At 58.2% G+C, this 15,842-nt stretch carries 15 protein-coding genes and 1 pseudogene; 8 read left to right on the plus strand and 8 right to left on the minus strand.

The window, feature by feature from the left end; all coding sequences use genetic code 11:
- Positions 1–3 precede the first annotated feature (3 nt).
- The 4 genes from JM93_RS19685 to JM93_RS19700 all read right to left on the minus strand — a co-directional run bounded on the left by JM93_RS19685 (position 4) and on the right by JM93_RS19700 (position 4,212).
- On the minus strand, positions 4–1,629 hold the full coding sequence (locus JM93_RS19685; RefSeq protein WP_145347027.1) for an alpha/beta fold hydrolase: 1,626 nt from the start codon (positions 1,627–1,629) through the stop codon (positions 4–6).
- Positions 1,630–1,641: 12 nt separating this feature from the next.
- Positions 1,642–2,109, minus strand: a complete 468-nt coding sequence (locus tag JM93_RS19690) for a MaoC family dehydratase (protein ID WP_145347029.1) — start codon at positions 2,107–2,109, stop codon at positions 1,642–1,644.
- 12 nt (positions 2,110–2,121) lie between these two features.
- On the minus strand, positions 2,122–3,750 hold the full coding sequence (locus tag JM93_RS19695) for an AMP-binding protein (protein ID WP_145347031.1): 1,629 nt from the start codon (positions 3,748–3,750) through the stop codon (positions 2,122–2,124).
- Between the two features lie 72 nt (positions 3,751–3,822).
- A complete protein-coding gene (locus JM93_RS19700) occupies positions 3,823–4,212 on the minus strand; it encodes a phasin family protein (RefSeq protein ID WP_170230765.1) in 390 nt (129 codons plus the stop codon).
- Between the two features lie 868 nt (positions 4,213–5,080).
- Here JM93_RS19700 and JM93_RS19705 point away from each other — a divergent pair.
- Both JM93_RS19705 and JM93_RS19710 read left to right on the plus strand, forming a co-directional pair.
- On the plus strand, positions 5,081–6,292 hold the full coding sequence (locus tag JM93_RS19705; protein WP_145347035.1) for an acyl-CoA dehydrogenase family protein: 1,212 nt from the start codon (positions 5,081–5,083) through the stop codon (positions 6,290–6,292).
- Positions 6,293–6,337: 45 nt separating this feature from the next.
- Complete coding sequence (locus tag JM93_RS19710; protein WP_145347037.1) at positions 6,338–7,372, plus strand: AraC family transcriptional regulator; 1,035 nt, start codon at positions 6,338–6,340, stop codon at positions 7,370–7,372.
- Here JM93_RS19710 and JM93_RS19715 read toward each other — a convergent pair.
- Positions 7,369–7,959, minus strand: a complete 591-nt coding sequence (locus tag JM93_RS19715; RefSeq protein ID WP_145347039.1) for a GNAT family N-acetyltransferase — start codon at positions 7,957–7,959, stop codon at positions 7,369–7,371. The two genes, JM93_RS19710 and JM93_RS19715, sit on opposite strands and share 4 nt — an antisense overlap.
- A 219-nt stretch (positions 7,960–8,178) precedes the next feature.
- On the opposite strand from JM93_RS19715, the gene JM93_RS19720 reads away from it, so the two are divergent.
- The 4 genes from JM93_RS19720 to JM93_RS19735 all read left to right on the plus strand — a co-directional run bounded on the left by JM93_RS19720 (position 8,179) and on the right by JM93_RS19735 (position 11,304).
- On the plus strand, positions 8,179–9,285 hold the full coding sequence (locus tag JM93_RS19720) for an AraC family transcriptional regulator (RefSeq protein WP_145347041.1): 1,107 nt from the start codon (positions 8,179–8,181) through the stop codon (positions 9,283–9,285).
- 292 nt (positions 9,286–9,577) lie between these two features.
- Positions 9,578–10,642, plus strand: coding sequence for an AraC family transcriptional regulator (locus JM93_RS19725; protein ID WP_145347042.1), 1,065 nt, complete (start codon positions 9,578–9,580; stop codon positions 10,640–10,642).
- A 113-nt stretch (positions 10,643–10,755) separates the two neighbouring features.
- Entirely contained in the window at positions 10,756–11,052 is a 297-nt protein-coding gene (locus tag JM93_RS19730; RefSeq protein ID WP_145347045.1) for a hypothetical protein, read from the plus strand.
- A gap of 6 nt (positions 11,053–11,058) precedes the next feature.
- Positions 11,059–11,304 (plus strand): hypothetical protein, encoded by a 246-nt coding sequence (locus JM93_RS19735; protein ID WP_145347046.1) that lies wholly within the window; start codon positions 11,059–11,061, stop codon positions 11,302–11,304.
- A gap of 92 nt (positions 11,305–11,396) precedes the next feature.
- Here JM93_RS19735 and istB read toward each other — a convergent pair whose 3' ends face one another.
- The gene (gene istB / locus JM93_RS19740) at positions 11,397–12,167 is read right to left on the minus strand and encodes an IS21-like element helper ATPase IstB (RefSeq protein WP_145347048.1); all 771 of its coding nucleotides are present in this window, start codon (positions 12,165–12,167) and stop codon (positions 11,397–11,399) included.
- Positions 12,164–13,663 (minus strand): annotated as a pseudogene (gene istA, locus JM93_RS19745) (IS21 family transposase). Before istA ends, istB begins: the two are co-directional and overlap by 4 nt.
- A 94-nt stretch (positions 13,664–13,757) precedes the next feature.
- Here istA and JM93_RS22210 point away from each other — a divergent pair.
- Entirely contained in the window at positions 13,758–13,982 is a 225-nt protein-coding gene (locus JM93_RS22210; protein WP_280114750.1) for an SUMF1/EgtB/PvdO family nonheme iron enzyme, read from the plus strand.
- Between the two features lie 53 nt (positions 13,983–14,035).
- Positions 14,036–14,446 (plus strand): DUF4345 domain-containing protein, encoded by a 411-nt coding sequence (locus JM93_RS19755; protein ID WP_145347050.1) that lies wholly within the window; start codon positions 14,036–14,038, stop codon positions 14,444–14,446.
- Between the two features lie 115 nt (positions 14,447–14,561).
- Here the strand turns inward: JM93_RS19755 and JM93_RS19760 are convergent.
- On the minus strand, positions 14,562–15,842 hold a 1,281-nt coding region (locus JM93_RS19760; RefSeq protein WP_145347052.1), incomplete at its 5' end, for a GMC family oxidoreductase.

Below are 15,842 nucleotides of genomic sequence, written 5' to 3' on the forward strand. Positions count from 1 at the left end.
GCCTTACTGCACATATAAACCGGGCGCGTCGACAAGCGGCGGATGTTTGGCGGAGCCAAGTTCCTGTTTCGCTTTAACCTGCTTGCCGCCTCGCGCAACCAACCAGTGATTCCAGTGTGGCCACCAGCTGCCCGAATGTGTTGAGGCGGTCTCGGAAAACTCTTCGGGCGTCCCATGATCGGCCTGATTGGTCTTGAAGCGCGCGCGCGGATTGCCCGGAGGATTGATCAGTGACTGGATATGCCCAGCTTGGCTGAGCACGAACTCGGACTTGCCGCCAAATGCATGAACAGACGCATAGCAACCGTCCCAAGGCGTGATGTGATCGGTTTCACCGCCGACAACGAACGCATCGCACGTGATGTTCTGCAGCGAAATTTTGTGGCCATCCATGATCCAGCCATCACCGCCATCGAGACCGCCTTGGTTGAGCAATTGCAACATATCATTGTGCAGGCTGGCAGGAAGGTTGGTTGTGTCAGCGTTCCAGTAGAGAATGTCGTAGGCCGGGGGCTCGTTGCCGAGGAGATAATTGTTCACCCAATAGGCCCAGATCAGATCATTCGGGCGCAACCAGGCAAAGGCACGTTCGAGGTCCTTGCCTGCCAGCACGCCCTTTGAACGCGAAAACAGGCGCGCCAGTTCGAGCGTCTCGAAGTTGGCGAACAGTCCCATCGTCGTATTCTTGGCTCCGTCGACTTCTAGTATCGCGACAAAGAGCGAAAAGCTGGCGGCGCGTTTGATCTTTTTGGCCCCCCAAAGCGACAGGAGCATGGCTGCGGTAATGCCGCCGGAACAGGCGCCGACAACCTGAAGAGATTGAGAGCCTGACACCTCACATGCCACTTCCGATGCCCGGTCAAGCGCCGCTACATAACTGTTGAAATCCCAGTCGGATTGCGATGGATCGGGATTGCGCCAGACGACGACAAAGACCTGATGACCCTGCTTGGCAAGATATTCTACGATCGACCGGCCCGGTGCGAGATCCCAAACATAGTACTTGTTGATTTGCGGCGGCACGATGAAGATCGGCTTTGAATACACCTTCTCAGTTTGTGGCGTGTATTGGATGAGCTCAAGATGATCTTCACGATAGACGACTTGGCCGGGACTCAAGGCGAGGTTCTTACCGACCGTGAATTTCGACTTGTCGACCATCGCAGGCAGGCCGCCATTTCCGGCCATGTCGCCGATGAAATTCTTGAGCCCCGCAACTAGGTTCTTTCCGCCGTGGTCGAAGGTGGTCTTGGCAGCGGTGGGGTTGCCCAGAACGGTGTTCGTGGGCGAGATCGTATCGGCGACGACACTGGTTAAAAGCTTGGCCCGAAGCTTGTTGCGATCGTCGAGCTGCAGCGAATCGACCCATGCATCGATCCCTTGCGTGAAGGCCAGGTAACTGCTCGCCATGGCCCGGTAAGCCGGGTTCGTGGTCCATACCGGATCATTGAAGCGCTTGTCGCCCTTGGGAATGCTCAACTCGGCCTGGCCCAGAGCGCCCTTGATCGTTGCCGACCAGATGTCGTGCGAATGGCTCAGGAAGCTCTTGGGATCGCGCAGAGCGGCGGTGTAAAATCGTGTAGCCGCGCGGGCGAGCTCGGTCGCAGATCCAAGACGTTTGTCGGTCATGATCGCATCCTCCTAGCCAATGACCATGGCGAGCAACTCGCCAACAAGTGCCGGTTTGTCGCTGCCATCGATCGCGACCGACGCTTCGACCCGCAGAAGCTGGCGATCATCGCCCTTGGCTTCTACATCCGCGAGCTTGAAATGCGCACGAACGGTTGCGCCCGAGGGTACGGGGGCGAGAAAACGCACTTTCTCGAGCCCGTAATTCAGGACGCCCTTGGCGTCCGGCGGCACCACACCGGCCGACGCAACTGCGGCGGCCATCAGTGAAAGGGTCAGAAAGCCATGTGCGACCGGCCCGCCAAAAGGGCTGTGCTTTCGGGCCTTGGCCACGTCGACATGGATCCATTGGTGATCACCGGTCACATCGGCAAAGGTGTTGATGCGGATCTGATCGACATCGATCGGCTCGGACGCGCCGAAATCGTGGCCGATGAACTCCTTTAGCGTGCCAACGGAATACCCTTGGGGAGCACTCATCTTGCGCCCCCCTCAGAACTGATTGCGCAATTCGCGGCGCAGGATCTTGCCGACATTCGATTTTGGCAATTCCGTAACCAGCCGGATGTGACGAGGCGTTTTGTAGGCGGCAAGCTTTTCACGGCAAAACGCCACCACAGTGTCCGCGGTGATCTCGACACCCGGCATCGCAACGACGAAGAGGGCAACCGCCTCGCCGGTCTTTTCGTCGGGCACGCCAAAGCAGGCGCATTCCGCGACACCGTCCAACGAAGCGGCGACGGCCTCAATTTCGTTTGGGTAGACGTTGAAACCGGACACGATGATCATGTCTTTCTTGCGGTCGACAATCCTTAGAAAGCCGCTTTCATCAAAAACGCCGATGTCGCCAGTCCGGAAGAACCCGTCGTCGGTAAATGCGTCGGCGTTGACATCCGTGCGGTTCCAGTAGCCGCGCATCACTTGCGGACCACGCGCGCAGATTTCGCCGGCCTCCCCAGGTTCGGCCTCTGTATCGTCTGCCTTCAGCAGCTTTATTTCTGTCGAGGGCACCGGAAGCCCGCAGGACCCGGTAAACGCCGTCATTGACATCGGATTGATGCACAGGACCGGCGACGTTTCCGACAGGCCATAGCCTTCTTTGATATGATGTCCGGTGAGGGATTTCCATTTTTCCGATGTGGCCGGTAGCACCGCAGCGCCACCGCCAATGGCGACCTTGTAGCCGGACAGGTCGATCTCTTTGAAAGCGGGATGCATCATCATCCCGGAAAAGAGCGTGTTGACCCCAGCCATTATCGAGAACTTCGCGTCCTTGATCGCGTTGATAAACGCATCCATGTCACGCGGGTTCGGTATCAGGATGTTGCGACCGCCCACCGAGATATAGGACAGGGTCAGCATCAGCCCGAAAATGTGATAGAGCGGCAAGGCTCCGATCACGACTTCCTTACCTGGTTCGAGCGCTTCCGGCATGAAGGCCTTGTACTGCTCGATATTGGCCAGAAGGTTCCGGTGGCTGAGTGCCGCGCCTTTGCTGAGGCCAGTCGTGCCGCCCGTGTACTGCAGGAATGCAAGGTCGGTGCCGGTCAATGCGACCGGTGCGAACTGGATTTCCGCACCTTCGGCCAAAGCATCGGCAAAGCGGAGGACGCCATTCAGGCGTACATCCGCCTGCGGTGAGGGGATGGGCAGGCCCGATCCATCGCCGAGATCTGCGACAATGATGTTTCGAATTGGCGTTTCGGCCGCAATCTCGGCCAGAACCGGTGTGGAGCCGCCAAAGATAATCATTGTTTCCGCTTCGGCGTCGATCAGCTGATGCGCCAGTTCGCGCGGCGTGTAGAGCGGGTTGACGTTGACCTGAACCGCACCGGCTCTCAAAATGCCTAGCATTGCGATCAGAAATGCGGGAACATTGGGCATCATCAGCGCCACCCGGTCACCGTGACTGACACCGAGTTTGTTTTGCAAATAGGCCGCGACACTGCGCGAGAGGTCGTCGATTTCGGAATAGGTTAGCGATTTCCCGAAACACGTGAATGCTGGATGGTCGCCGTAGGTTGCGACCGAATGTTCAAAAAGGTCGGGGATGGATGCGTAAACGTCAGGATTGATTTCCTGCGGGACGTCAGCCCCATAAGACTTGGTCCAATGCTTCATGTTTCTCCTCCCAAAGAAATTGTAAATCCGGGGCGCCCGAAGCCGTTCTTTGTGCTTCGGGCGCTGCTGTTTTCACGCCGCTTTCTTGGATTTGACCAAGTCGACGATCGGCTCGATCACGTCTTCGCTCTTGGCGCGGGCGAGCTCGACGACTTCCTGCGCATGGGCTGCGCTTGTTTCGATACGGTGCTGCGCAAAGCTCACCTGAAGTTCGGCCATCTCGCGCATCGATTTGGCATTCAGGCTCGCCTTTCCGTGCTGCATAGCCTCATCGAGCGTTTCCTTGCCGAAGCGAAAAATAGTGCGACCGATCTCACCGACCCCAACGGCATAGGCCTTGCTGCCTGCGGAAACGGCGGAGGCAACGCCGGCCGCGGCCTGTCGCAGCTCATCACCGCGGGTGGCAGCTTCTTCGGTGTTTTCGACGATGGCTTTTGTGATCTTTTCGCTGGTTTTGGTCATGTTTGTCTCCATTGGCGGGCCAAAGATGGCCGGGATTGGCTAACCTGAACTACCGTAAAGTCCAGATTTCCATCATCGGCGCCGGGCGGACAGAATTCTTGTGATGACGTGACAGAGATTTGAGTTCAGATGACTGAACGCTGTCTTTTATCCTCCCGTGGGACAGCATTTACTTAGAGTCAGATCCTAGAATATTGACCGGCACGTGCTCGAACAGGTTCGCCCAGACCCGGAAAAAGGTGATTTGAGGCCAGGAACTTACTTGCTTCGATTGACCAATTGCGGCCCGGCGCGGCGGCTTGCCCTCGCCGCCTGAGGCAAAGGCAAGCCCATAACGGTCGTGTTCAGCGGTCTGTGGCTCGGGGATGTTTGGCTGCCAAAGGTTAGCGGCGCGCTGACGACGACCGATGTCCTGATATCACCCCTTTGCCGGTCACGGCCCACCTTGTCGTCCACCCGTTCTTCGATGGATTGTTTTCGGATGCTGGCACGCGAGAAATAAAAACGGCGGCTGGATGGGAGGAAACTTATGAGGGTACAAAATGGCATCGACTGCACCTCGCAGCACGCACACGGCGTATCTGGGATGCCCGAAAGCCAAATCGCACTGACTGGCCTGTGAAAGCGGTAGGAGACTTTCCCTTCCAGTGAAATGGCCTGCCGCGATGCAGGCGTCAGGCTGCAATCCGGGTTTCTTTTGTCGGGTGCAATGGCTCCATTTAACACCACGCCAACTGGGAGCGCTGGGAACTGCTGGCGGCTGACAGAAAGTGCCCGAATGTAAAAGAAGCCGAAGCCCGAATTGCCATTGCAATCAGGCTAGAAGACGCATCGAACAAGCTCGTGCAACGACCATGGGAGGCACCATATGACGGACCGGCTTACACCCGAACTTGCCTGCGATATCGGCAAGGCCCGCGGAACAGACTATTTCCTGATGAAAGATCAACTGACAGAAGAAGAGCAAGACCTCCTCTATACTGTTCGGGCGTTCGGTGAGGCCGAGATCCAGCCAGTGATCAACGACCATTGGGAAAAAGGCACGTTTCCATTCGAGCTGGTGCCAAAACTCGCCGACCTCAACATCATCGGCGACTGGAACATGCATGATTACGGATGCCGCCCGATAAGCGCCGTCGGGTCCGGGCTGGTCGTGGCCGAACTTGCGCGCAATGACACCAGCATCCAGACCTTCATTGGCGTGCACATGGGTCTGGCGATGCAATCGATCAACATGCTGGGTTCAGAAGAGCAGAAGGCGCATTACCTGCCGCAGATGGCCCGGCTTGAAAAGATCGGCGCCTTTGCCTTGACGGAACCCGATCATGGCTCGGATTCGGTTTCGCTCGAAACCACCGCCGAGCGCCAGGGCGATGACTGGATCCTGAATGGCCTGAAACGCTGGCCGGGCAATGCAGTATGGTGCGATTACATCATCGTCTTTGCTCGTGACGTGGCCGATAAGCAGGTCAAGGCCTTCGTGGTCGAAAAGGACAATCCCGGCTACAGCGCCACCAAAATCGAGCGCAAGTTGTCCCTGCGGTGCGTGCAGAACGCCGATATCGTGCTCAGCAACTGCCGTGTGTCCGAAGATGCGCGGCTTAAGGAGTGCCGCTCCTTTGTGGACGTTGCAAAAGTGCTCGCAGGAACACGCAACGGTGTCGCCTGGGCCGCGGTCGGCAATGCCACGGCCGCCTATGACATCGCATTGACCTATGCCGAACGGCGGGTCCAGTTCGGCAAACCCATCGCCAGCAACCAGATGATCCAGCGTATCCTCGTGGAAATGCTCGGCGATCTGACGTCGATGCAGCTTTACGTCCTCCGGCTGGGTCGGTTGATCGATGAAGGCAAGATGACCGACACGATGGCTGCCCTTGCCAAGTATTATTGTACGGTGAAGGCTCGCGACGTGTGCCGCAAGGCCCGCGATGTGCTGGGCGGCAATGGCATTACGCTCGACTTTCACATCATGCGCCATCTGTGCGACATGGAATCGCTGGTCACCTATGAAGGCACGGCCGAGATCCAAAGCCTGATCGTCGGCCGTCATGTGTCGGGGCACAGTGCCTTTGTCTAACCCAGCATCGACCGGAGCCGGGAGCGGACGGAGTGGGGGCGCAAGATGACCGGGCCCTACTACGCGCGGGCTACAAAACTGACCGGCCTCAGCGCCATTGCACGCGGCAAAACTCCAAATCTCGTGTCGCTGATGCTGGATGCGGGGCTCGATCCACAAGCGCTGTTCAATCCCGAAATGCGGGTCGAATATAGCGGGTTCTGCAGCTTGCTGCGGCTCTGCGCACGGCAATGGGACATGCCGGATATCGGTTTGCGGCTTGCCAAGCAGCAGGAAATTGATTTTCTCGGGCCCGTGGCTCTTGTCACACGCTCCGAGAAAACGGTGCGTGGCGCCATCGACGCAATCATTGCCAATCTGGTGATCTACTCCAATGCAACGTTTGTGGCGCTGGAAGAAACCGGCGGTACGGCCTCCGTCATTCTGGTCCAGCGCGACGATGCCCCCCAGGACCGCTGCAACACCGAGCTCGTAGTGGCCCAAGCGAAATCTGTCCTCAACACACTTGTGGAGCGGGACATTGATCTGGTCGAAGCCTCCTTCGGGCACGAAAAGGGACCATCGGCTGCCGCGGTCTCGAGCTATTTCCAATGTCCGGTCCGCTATGAGGCGGAGCGCAACGCGCTCAGTTTCGACGCCGGACTGCTGGACCGGCCGCTTGCCTATGCCGATCAGTTTCAACAAATGCCGATCCGTCGATACCTGACCAAGTTACGGACGGAAGCGGCAGGCAATATTGTCGAGATGGCCCGCCAAGCCGTGGCGCAGCGTATGGAGCAAGGCAATTGCACGCTAGAGACCGTCGCCGAAACGTTGCAATTGCCCCCGCATACGATGCAGCGCCGCCTGCGGGCCGAAGGCACAACGATCCGCGGATTGGTTGAGGAATGGCGCCGCCACCGGGCCTTGTCATTGGTGACAAATACGCGGCTGCCCCTGTCGCAGGTGTCGGACGCGCTTGGCTATTCGGAGCAAAGTGTGTTCACACAGGCCTTCCGTCGCTGGTATGGCGCGCCTCCGAAGCGCTACCGCTCAGAAATGCCTGTGGCAGGCAATTATGCTACTGGTCATCGAAGTTAACCGGTGGCCTCAGTTGCGGGCGCAGACCCCTCACAGCACTTACGGATGAACAGGTGCTGGACTTTATGGTTGTGATCAATTGCCGCCAGCCAATCGTCGAGGCCTTCGGCGATCAGGCTGCACAAGGTTAGTCCGGACATGGTTTTCTCAGCCTCGGTCTCGGCATCTGTCGAAAACGTCACGAACCCGAGCTTCTTCTCGAGAACGGCCATTGGCCGGTTGTCCATCAACCTCGTCATATGCACGACCTCCACATCCGCGTTTCGGGCTCGTTGAAGGCAACGTCGAACGAGAGATTTGGCAACACCTTTTCCGCGCCAGCCCTGCAAGACCGACACCCCGATATGGGCGTGCTCCGCGTCCATAGAGAGATGCCCGACCCCGACAAAATGTAAATTGGTGTCTTCGACGGCAAAAAGGGTGTCGTCCTGAAGATCGATCATCTGGACATAGTCCTGCAGGTTGCCGTCGGAAACCGGCGATCCAAACCGATAGCGCCTGTCGTTGCTGTCGAGCTGCAAGAAGTGGCGCAACAAGCGTTGTTCGTCTTGGGCGTGGACGCGGCGTGGCAGACCAATCGAGCTCATTCTATCCGGATTTCCGATATTGTCCTGGCAACAACTTTGGATCTTGCAGGTTTCACGTCCGGTGCATGGATGCCACCGGTCGTAATTTTGAACATCGTAACCCGGGTTGCGCGGATTTGAATTGAGATGAGATGACAGCAATTTTATTTCAGACGACAGAATGGCGCGAATTGAAAGGAAATATTGTTTTGAGAATGCAGGGGGTGCTAAACTCTGAAGATGAGGAGACGTCAAGAGACCGCGGGAAAAGAGGGCGGTATAACATGGGTGGCGCGAAATCCGGCGCCATCATACAACGCGCGTGTTCACAAAGCCGACACCTTGTTTGCAATCGTCGAACAGTTGCGATCCGAGGGCGTTGATGCACGTCATGCCTTAGCGGACACCGACCTAACGCCAACGCAACTTGCTAGTCATAATTGCAGGATGTCTTACCGGCAGCTGGAAGTCGTCATTCGTAACGCGCTGCGCCTTTCGACAAATCCGGCGATCGCGCTCAACGCCGGGTCGCGGGTTTGTGTAACGTCCTATGGTATGTATGGCTACGCGATGCTGAGCAGCCGCACCCTGGCCGAAGTCGTCGATTTGACGAACAAGTACATTCGGATCGGAACGCCCTGTTGCATGGCAGTGATGACCAAATCCGAAACCAGCGTTCTGTGCTGTCTCTCCCCGATGCATTGGTACGACGAAACCACCGAGATCTACCGTTTTGCCGTCGAATTTGCCTTGGCGGCGCATCAGAAAGTCATCCGCGACTTGCTCGGACCGCAATTTGTCTTCAAGAAAATCATGTTGCGGTATGGACGGCCAAAGCATAGCGCCCTCTATTCAGAATTTTTTGGTGACCAGATCGACTATCGGCAAGCAGAGAATGGCTACGAATTCGATGCCGCGCATCTGCATGCACCGCTTCCCTTTGCAGATCCGCGATCGAACGCGATGGTTAGTGAGATTTGCGAGACCATGCTTCTTGAAATCGAGCAGGTTTCCGATATGGCAGGTGCCGTTCGCAGAATATTGGTTGAAAACCTGGGACATATGCGGCGGCTGGGCGATGTGGCCAAGACGCTGAACATTCACCCCAGATCCTTGCGTCGCGCCCTCGCCGCTGAGGGCACCAGCTACAGCGAAGTTTTTTCATCAATCCGGGCCGAGTTGGCTATTCGCTATCTGCGCGAAACTGACATGACAAGCGAAGACATTGCCTATCGGCTTGGCTTCAGCGACGCAGCGAATTTCCGGCATTCTTTCAAACGGTTGATTGGCGTCCCGCCATCCGAGTATCGGCGCAATGCCAAGCATGGCACCGTCCAAAATGTCTGACGGCGAACCTCTGGAGTGGTCCCGATTTTCTAGACAAGCTAGCGGCTTGTTTTAGGTGCATCTGTTTGGCTTCCACGCCGCCAATGTCGAATTCCCATCAGTCCAAAATGCCTCCTTGGGTGTTTTGGGCTCAAGAGCTGAGTGAGGACGTTCAGTATTGTGGAAAGTTATCCAAACGCGAATGACCTTTGTCCGTTCAGATAGATTTACCAGCACAAGATCACTCTTCTTTTTGTTGCCGAATACACTCGGTAAAGCCAAAATTGCGGTGACGATGACGGAGCAATCTTGAATGCCGCTGAAAACGTTTACCCCGGATGAGCCGGCGTTGCCGATGAACTACCCGGGCTTTGTCCTGCGCCCTTTGCGCGAAGAGGGCTATCCGGCAATCGCGTTGCTGGCCGATACCGGACTTGACGAAAAGCAGCTGGAAGATCCTCATTTTAGATGCGGCTTTCAACCGCTGCGCCGGTTTTTCCTAAATGCTATCGAACAAACAAGCGACCCGCATCTTGGCGCCCATCTCGCGCTGAAGTTCGAACCTGCATATGTTGGCCTTCCGTCCTACACCGCCATGAACGCGGCATGCTTCGAAGATGGACTTAAAGTACTGGAGAGGTTCTTCTTTTTGACCTTCCCGGCATTCGACTTCACGCTGATCGATATGGGCAATAGTCTTGAGCCTGGCGAGATGGCCATTCGTCTGCGATCAAAGTTTCCATTTGACGACATTGAGTATTTTGGCTTCAGCAGCGCGATGGTCGCCATTGACGGTCTGCTCAAGGCGATGCTTCGGAGCGACCAGGTGACGGGCCGTGCCGAGACGACGGTCAAACAGCCTGACGGCTGGTCCGATGTGGCGCCCAAAATCGGGTTCCAGGTCCAATTTGAGGCTGCAGAAAACCGGCTTTTGTTTCCCAAAGACCTGTTGCCCCGGCCTCTCCCGGGCGCTGATCCGATCAATCATGCGCGGCTTTTGGCGCTTTGCGAGCAGTTTGCTGCTGACGTGTCGCAGGTGACGACCCCGCTTGCGCAGGTCATGGCCCGCCTTGAGGCCGCAGAGAACCTTTCGGTCCAGCTCTCGGAGATTGCGGAAGAGCTTGGATATTCCGAACGCGGGTTACGCCGGCAGCTGGATCGGTGCGGAACTTCTTACCGCTCCCTTTTGGATCAAGCCCGGGTGCAGCGGGCACGGGCGCTTTTGTCGGGCACTGCGCAGCCAATCAAAAGCATCGCGAGCCTCCTTGGCTTTGATTCATCTTCGAACTTCGCCCGCAGCTTCAAGCGCTGGACGGGCCTTACACCAAAAGCTTTTCGGGACCAGGCACATGTCCGGGAAGCCTCTGGCCGAAAATGAATGTTCTTTGGCCGTAGCTGATCCCGAACAGCGTCCGTAGTTCCACATATCCACGCTATAAGTCGCCAGACGACTTGCGGTCCAACCCGCGAGCGGAAACGCGTGGAGCAGTCATGTTAGGCAGTGCGGGGATTCCATTGGAGGACGGCGCAAGCGAAGGCGCCTTGAGCGGGCCCAGCCGCGGCCAGGTCTTTTGGAAGCTGACCGCGCTCGTCGTCTGCGCCGCTTTTCTCGGCGCGCCTCAGGTCTTGGCTGACGTGACCAGCACAGATCTGACTGATACCACGGCGGACATGGCACTGCCTCGGCAGACTGATGGCCAATCGGCTGAGCTTCTGTCGGCTTTCTTCGGGCTCGACAACGCCTTGCCGTTGTTATCCCGCCTGATCTGCTGGGGCGCGCCCCGCTAGGATGGGATGCCGGTCATTTTCTCGACGGAGATCGATCACGCAACGATGCAAGCCGGCGATTTTCGGGTCACCACCGCATCCGGCAAGACGGGTGAGATTCAGTGCGTCACGCTCTTGCCCGCGACCGATGGAAGCGAATTGCGGACAGTGCTGCTGGTAGGGGAATTCGGCGATGCCGACACCGATCCGCCCGTGAAGGTCGAGATTGCAGGTGTCAACGGCGGAGTAAAATCAGGCCACTGGGTGGAGTAAAATTCGGCCACTTGCGGCGCACGCATGAGAGCGCCGGGAGGGCGTAGCCCGAGCGGGGGTCTCATGCGTGCGTGGCATTTTCCGGGTGGGGGTCAGCCTGCCTTTCGGGCTCGGCTTTGGGCGAGGCGGTAGCTGTCGCCGTTCATCTCGAGAATATTGACGTGGTGGGTGACGCGGTCGAGCAGCGCGCCGGTCAGACGTTCGGATCCGAGGGTTTCCGTCCATTCGTCAAAGGGAAGATTGCTGGTGATCAGGGTCGCTCCGCGTTCGTAGCGTTGCGAGATCAACTCGAACAGCAGTTCCGCCCCGGTCTTTGACAGCGGCACAAAGCCTAGTTCGTCGATGATAAGCAGCTTGCAGGCGGCCATCTGTTTCTGGAAACGTATAAGACGCCGTTCGTCGCGGGCCTCCATCATCTCATTGACCAGTGCCGCGGCGGTCGTGAAGCCCACGGACAGGCCCTTCTGGCATGCGGCCAGGCCGAGACTGAGGGCGATGTGCGTCTTGCCCGTGCCGCTGGGACCAAGAGCTATGACGTTCTCGCGGCGCTCGATCCATTGACAACGGGCCAGTTCCAGCACCTGCATCTTGTTGAGCTTCGGTATGGCGGCGAAGTCGAAGCTGTCGAGGCTTTTGACGACCGGGAACTTTGCCGCCTTGATGCGGCGCTCGACCTTGCGGCGATCCCGCTCGATCATCTCCCTTTCCGCAAGACGGGCGAGGTATCCGGTATGATCCACGCCCTCGGTGGCGCATTGCCGGGCCAGCTTCTGATATTCCCGCAGGAAGGTCGGCAGCTTGAGGGTTTTGAGATGGTGGGAAAGCAGGATCCCAGGAGGTGTATCTGGCGCTTCGGTGCTCACGCCGCGTCCTCCGCTTCAGCGCCGCCGAGCAGGTGCATATAGGCCTTCGCCGAGGTCTTCTCGACGGTCGCCCTCGGCAGGTAGGGATAGATGGACAGGTCCAACCTCGGTGGCCGGCGTTCCACCCGGCATAGGATCAGATGCTTGACGGCGTCAAAGCCGATCGCGCCAAGCTGGAGAGCCTGCTTCACCGCTGCATGCAAATCGGCAAGCTCGAAGCTTTCCATGAGACGCAGCACCTGCACGTATTCCCGCCGGCCGTGCTTGCCCATTCTCGCTTCCATCAGGCGGCGCAACGTGGCGAATTCTTGCGGCAGGTCCCAGCCCTGGAGCGGGGCGGCCTGATCCAACGCATTTATCTTCCGCTCGATCAGCGGCAGGTAATGCAGCGGGTCGAAGACGACATCTTCCCGCTCCCAGCACCTGGGATGACGGGCTATGATGTCGCCACGGCAACCGATCACCACCGCGTCGACATAGCCTCGGACCCAGACGTCTTGATGGCCATAGGCGACGGGAACCGAATAGTCGTTGGTCTTGTAACGCACCAGAGATTGAGCCGTGACACGGGCACTGGCCTGGTCGCAGGCATCGAAAGGCGAAGCCGGTAACGGCTGCATGGCGGCCAGATCGCGTAGCAAGCGATCCCCAATCGCCTCCCTCTCGCCCCGCAGCCTGTCGCCCTGGCGCTTGCGGCATTGCTCTTCCAGCCAGAGATTGAGCTCATCCCAAGTCGCAAACCGCGGGATTGGAACCATGAAGTTGCGCCGGGCATAGCCGACAAGACCCTCGACACTCCCCTTGTCATTGCCTTTGCCCAGACGGCCATAGCGGTCCCGGACCAGGTAGTGGGACAGAAAGCCACTGAACAGCGCCGCGCGCTTGCGCGTGCCATCGGGCAGGATCTTCGCCACAAGGCACCGATCGTTGTCGTAGACGATCGATTGCGGCACCCCGCCGAAGAAGGCGAAGGCATGGATGTGGCCGTCCACCCAGGCCTCAGCCACGGCCGCCGGATAGGCCCGCACATAGCAACCATCGCTGTGAGGAAGATCGAACACGAAGAAATGTGCCTTCTGTTCAACACCGCCGATCACCACCATGGCTTCGCCGAAATCGGCCTGCGCATGACCGGGCGGATGCGACAGCGGTACGAACACCTCCTGGCGACGCTGCGCGCGTTCGCGCATGTAATCCTTGATGATCGTGTAGCCGCCGGTGAAGCCGCATTCGTCTCGCAGCCGGTCGAACACCCGCTTGGCCGTATGGCGCTGCTTGCGCGGCATGTTCACGTCCTCATCGAGCCATTGATCGATGATCTGAACAAACGGATCAAGCTTCGGACGGCGCACCGGCGACCGGCGCTGATAGCCGGGCGGCGTCTAATACGACAGCATCTTGCGAACCGTGTCGCGCGATATGTTGAAATGCTTCGCCGCCTGGCGCTGCGTCATCCCTTCGGAGCACGCAAGACGGACCCTCAAATACAATTCCACGGTATAGATCCCCTAACCCTCCTGCCGTCTTCGCAGAAGGAAAATAGGTGGACGACTTTTACGCCGCCCGCAGCAGGACTATCCCGCCGCTACCGTGGTCGAGTTTTGCACCGCCGCTCTCATCTGGGAGTGGACTGATAGTCCGTTAGCACCCGCCGTGCCGCGGTTCACCATCAAGGGCGGTTCGTATCTGTGCAGTGAAGACTACTGCCGGAGATACCGTGCAGCTGCCCGCGAAAGCCTGGAGATGGATTTCAGCACCGCGCATATCGGGTTTCGCATTGTGCGCAGCAAAAAGGCCAAGGATGAACCAAGCTGACTTCACCGTTCGGCAAATATCCGCCTGTGTAACCTGCAAAAGGGGCTTAGCTGATGTCGATTGATCAGGCGCAGAGGCTGTTTCTTGTGGCAATGGGCATCGGCCTTGTGCCGATTGCATTGACCTATGGCGCGGTGCCCGAGACGAGCCTGCCTTGGCTCTACGGTCTCAGTGACCCCGATTTACCCACGCGGCACCTCTTGCGGGCTGTCATGGGCCTTTACCTCGGCATGATCGTCTTCTGGCTGACCGGTGCCCTGCGGGCTGAGCTTCGTATCCCCGCGCTGTGGAGTGTCTTCGTGTTCGTCACCGGCATCGGGTTAGGCCGATTGCTGAGCCTGGTTCTCGATGGTTGGCCGCAGCCGATCTTTGTCTTTTATCTGCTCGCCGAAATCGTGCTTGCTGGAACAAGCTGGGTCCTCATCACCAAAGCCCCCAGCAGCAGCAACGCGGGGAATGGATGATCTCCGGCCGCATGTTCTTTTAGCATAAAGGGGCGAAAAGCCGGGGCAGTTTTGCGCCACCGGCTTTGCACTCCATCCATGTCCGTCCAGCTGAACAAGATAAGACACCGCGCCGTTACGCGGCCTTGATCATGTCAGCGGCTTTTTCGGCGATCATGATGGTCGGAGCGTTTGTGTTGCCGGATATGAGATTTGGCATGATGGAGGCATCAACCACGCGCAGACCCTTAAGGCCATAGACCCGCAGCGCCGGGTCCACAACGGCCATAGGGTCTGTGCCCATCTTGCAGGTGCCCACGGGGTGATAGATCGTATCGGACCGCGCGCGGATATGCTCTTCCCAATCCGCGTCGGTGCGGGCCTTTTCGGTGCCGAAAAGTTCGCGATGGCGATACTTGGCGAGTGGTTCGGCCTCCAGGATGTCTCTTGTGATGCGGGCGCCCTTGATCATTGTTTCCAGATCGCGCGGATCACTGAGGAAGGCAGGGTCTATGGCCGGTGTGGCAAGTGGGTCGGTGCTTGCCAGCGTGACCGTGCCACGGCTGTCGGGCCGCAGCTTGCAGACATGACAGCTGAATCCATAGCCATAATGGAGTGTGCGTGCGTGGTTTTCGATCACTGCGATGGCGAAATGCAATTGGATATCCGGGCGGTCCAGGTCCGGCGACGTCTTTAAAAAGGCCCCACTTTCTACGAAGGTGGAGGCGGCCATCGAGACACCATTTTTGCGCCATCGCCAGAGATGCCGGACAAGGCGCAATGCGCCAATAAAACCGAGACCGGCGCAGTCGGTATCGCGTGACTTATAGGCCAATGAAAAATCCAGATGGTCTTGCAGGTTTTTGCCAACACCTGGCAGGGCGTGCCGGACCTCAAGGCCGTGGGGCTTCAAGTCTTCCGGGTCGCCAATTCCGGACAGCTGCAGGATTTGAGGTGTTTTGAGCGCGCCGGCACAAAGCAGCACCTCGCGGCCGGCCAGGGCTATCTGTTCCTGCCCCTTGTGACGGAATTTTACCCCCGTTACCCGGGCGCCCTCAAAGGTCAGGCCAGTGCAATCGGCATAGGTGAAGACGGTCAGGTTCGGCCGGTCCATGACCGGAAAAAGATAAGCTGCGGCGGCCGAGCACCGCTCGCCGTTGCGCTCATCGTGGAACTGCGTGACCTGATACAGCCCGCAGCCCTCGTTCTCACCTGTATTGAAGTCCTGCCTTTCGCGGACCTGCAGGCACTTGGCCGCCTCAACGAAAGCATGGGCCATCGGGCGCGGCTCTTGCGGTTCCGAGACGTGCAAAGGCCCGCTTGATCCGTGATAGGCATCTTCGCCGCGCTCATTGTTTTCAGCGCGCCGGAAATAGGGAAGCACACTGTCCCAATCCCAGCCGTGGCACCCCTCGGC

The sequence above is a fragment of the Roseibium hamelinense genome (genome assembly GCF_007830545.1).
Taxonomy (GTDB): Bacteria; Pseudomonadota; Alphaproteobacteria; order Rhizobiales; family Stappiaceae; genus Roseibium; species Roseibium hamelinense.

Bases quoted from the DNA above. Each gene is read 5' to 3' on its own strand.
- JM93_RS19685 (WP_145347027.1), bottom strand. From the start codon at position 1,629: ATGACCGACAAACGTCTTGGATCTGCGACCGAGCTCGCCCGCGCGGCT.
- JM93_RS19690 (WP_145347029.1), bottom strand. From the start codon at position 2,109: ATGAGTGCTCCCCAAGGGTATTCCGTTGGCACGCTAAAGGAGTTCATC.
- JM93_RS19695 (WP_145347031.1), bottom strand. From the start codon at position 3,750: ATGAAGCATTGGACCAAGTCTTATGGGGCTGACGTCCCGCAGGAAATC.
- JM93_RS19700 (WP_170230765.1), bottom strand. From the start codon at position 4,212: ATGACCAAAACCAGCGAAAAGATCACAAAAGCCATCGTCGAAAACACC.
- JM93_RS19705 (WP_145347035.1), top strand. From the start codon at position 5,081: ATGACGGACCGGCTTACACCCGAACTTGCCTGCGATATCGGCAAGGCC.
- JM93_RS19710 (WP_145347037.1), top strand. From the start codon at position 6,338: ATGACCGGGCCCTACTACGCGCGGGCTACAAAACTGACCGGCCTCAGC.
- JM93_RS19715 (WP_145347039.1), bottom strand. From the start codon at position 7,959: ATGAGCTCGATTGGTCTGCCACGCCGCGTCCACGCCCAAGACGAACAA.
- JM93_RS19720 (WP_145347041.1), top strand. From the start codon at position 8,179: ATGAGGAGACGTCAAGAGACCGCGGGAAAAGAGGGCGGTATAACATGG.
- JM93_RS19725 (WP_145347042.1), top strand. From the start codon at position 9,578: ATGCCGCTGAAAACGTTTACCCCGGATGAGCCGGCGTTGCCGATGAAC.
- JM93_RS19730 (WP_145347045.1), top strand. From the start codon at position 10,756: ATGTTAGGCAGTGCGGGGATTCCATTGGAGGACGGCGCAAGCGAAGGC.
- JM93_RS19735 (WP_145347046.1), top strand. From the start codon at position 11,059: ATGCCGGTCATTTTCTCGACGGAGATCGATCACGCAACGATGCAAGCC.
- JM93_RS19755 (WP_145347050.1), top strand. From the start codon at position 14,036: ATGTCGATTGATCAGGCGCAGAGGCTGTTTCTTGTGGCAATGGGCATC.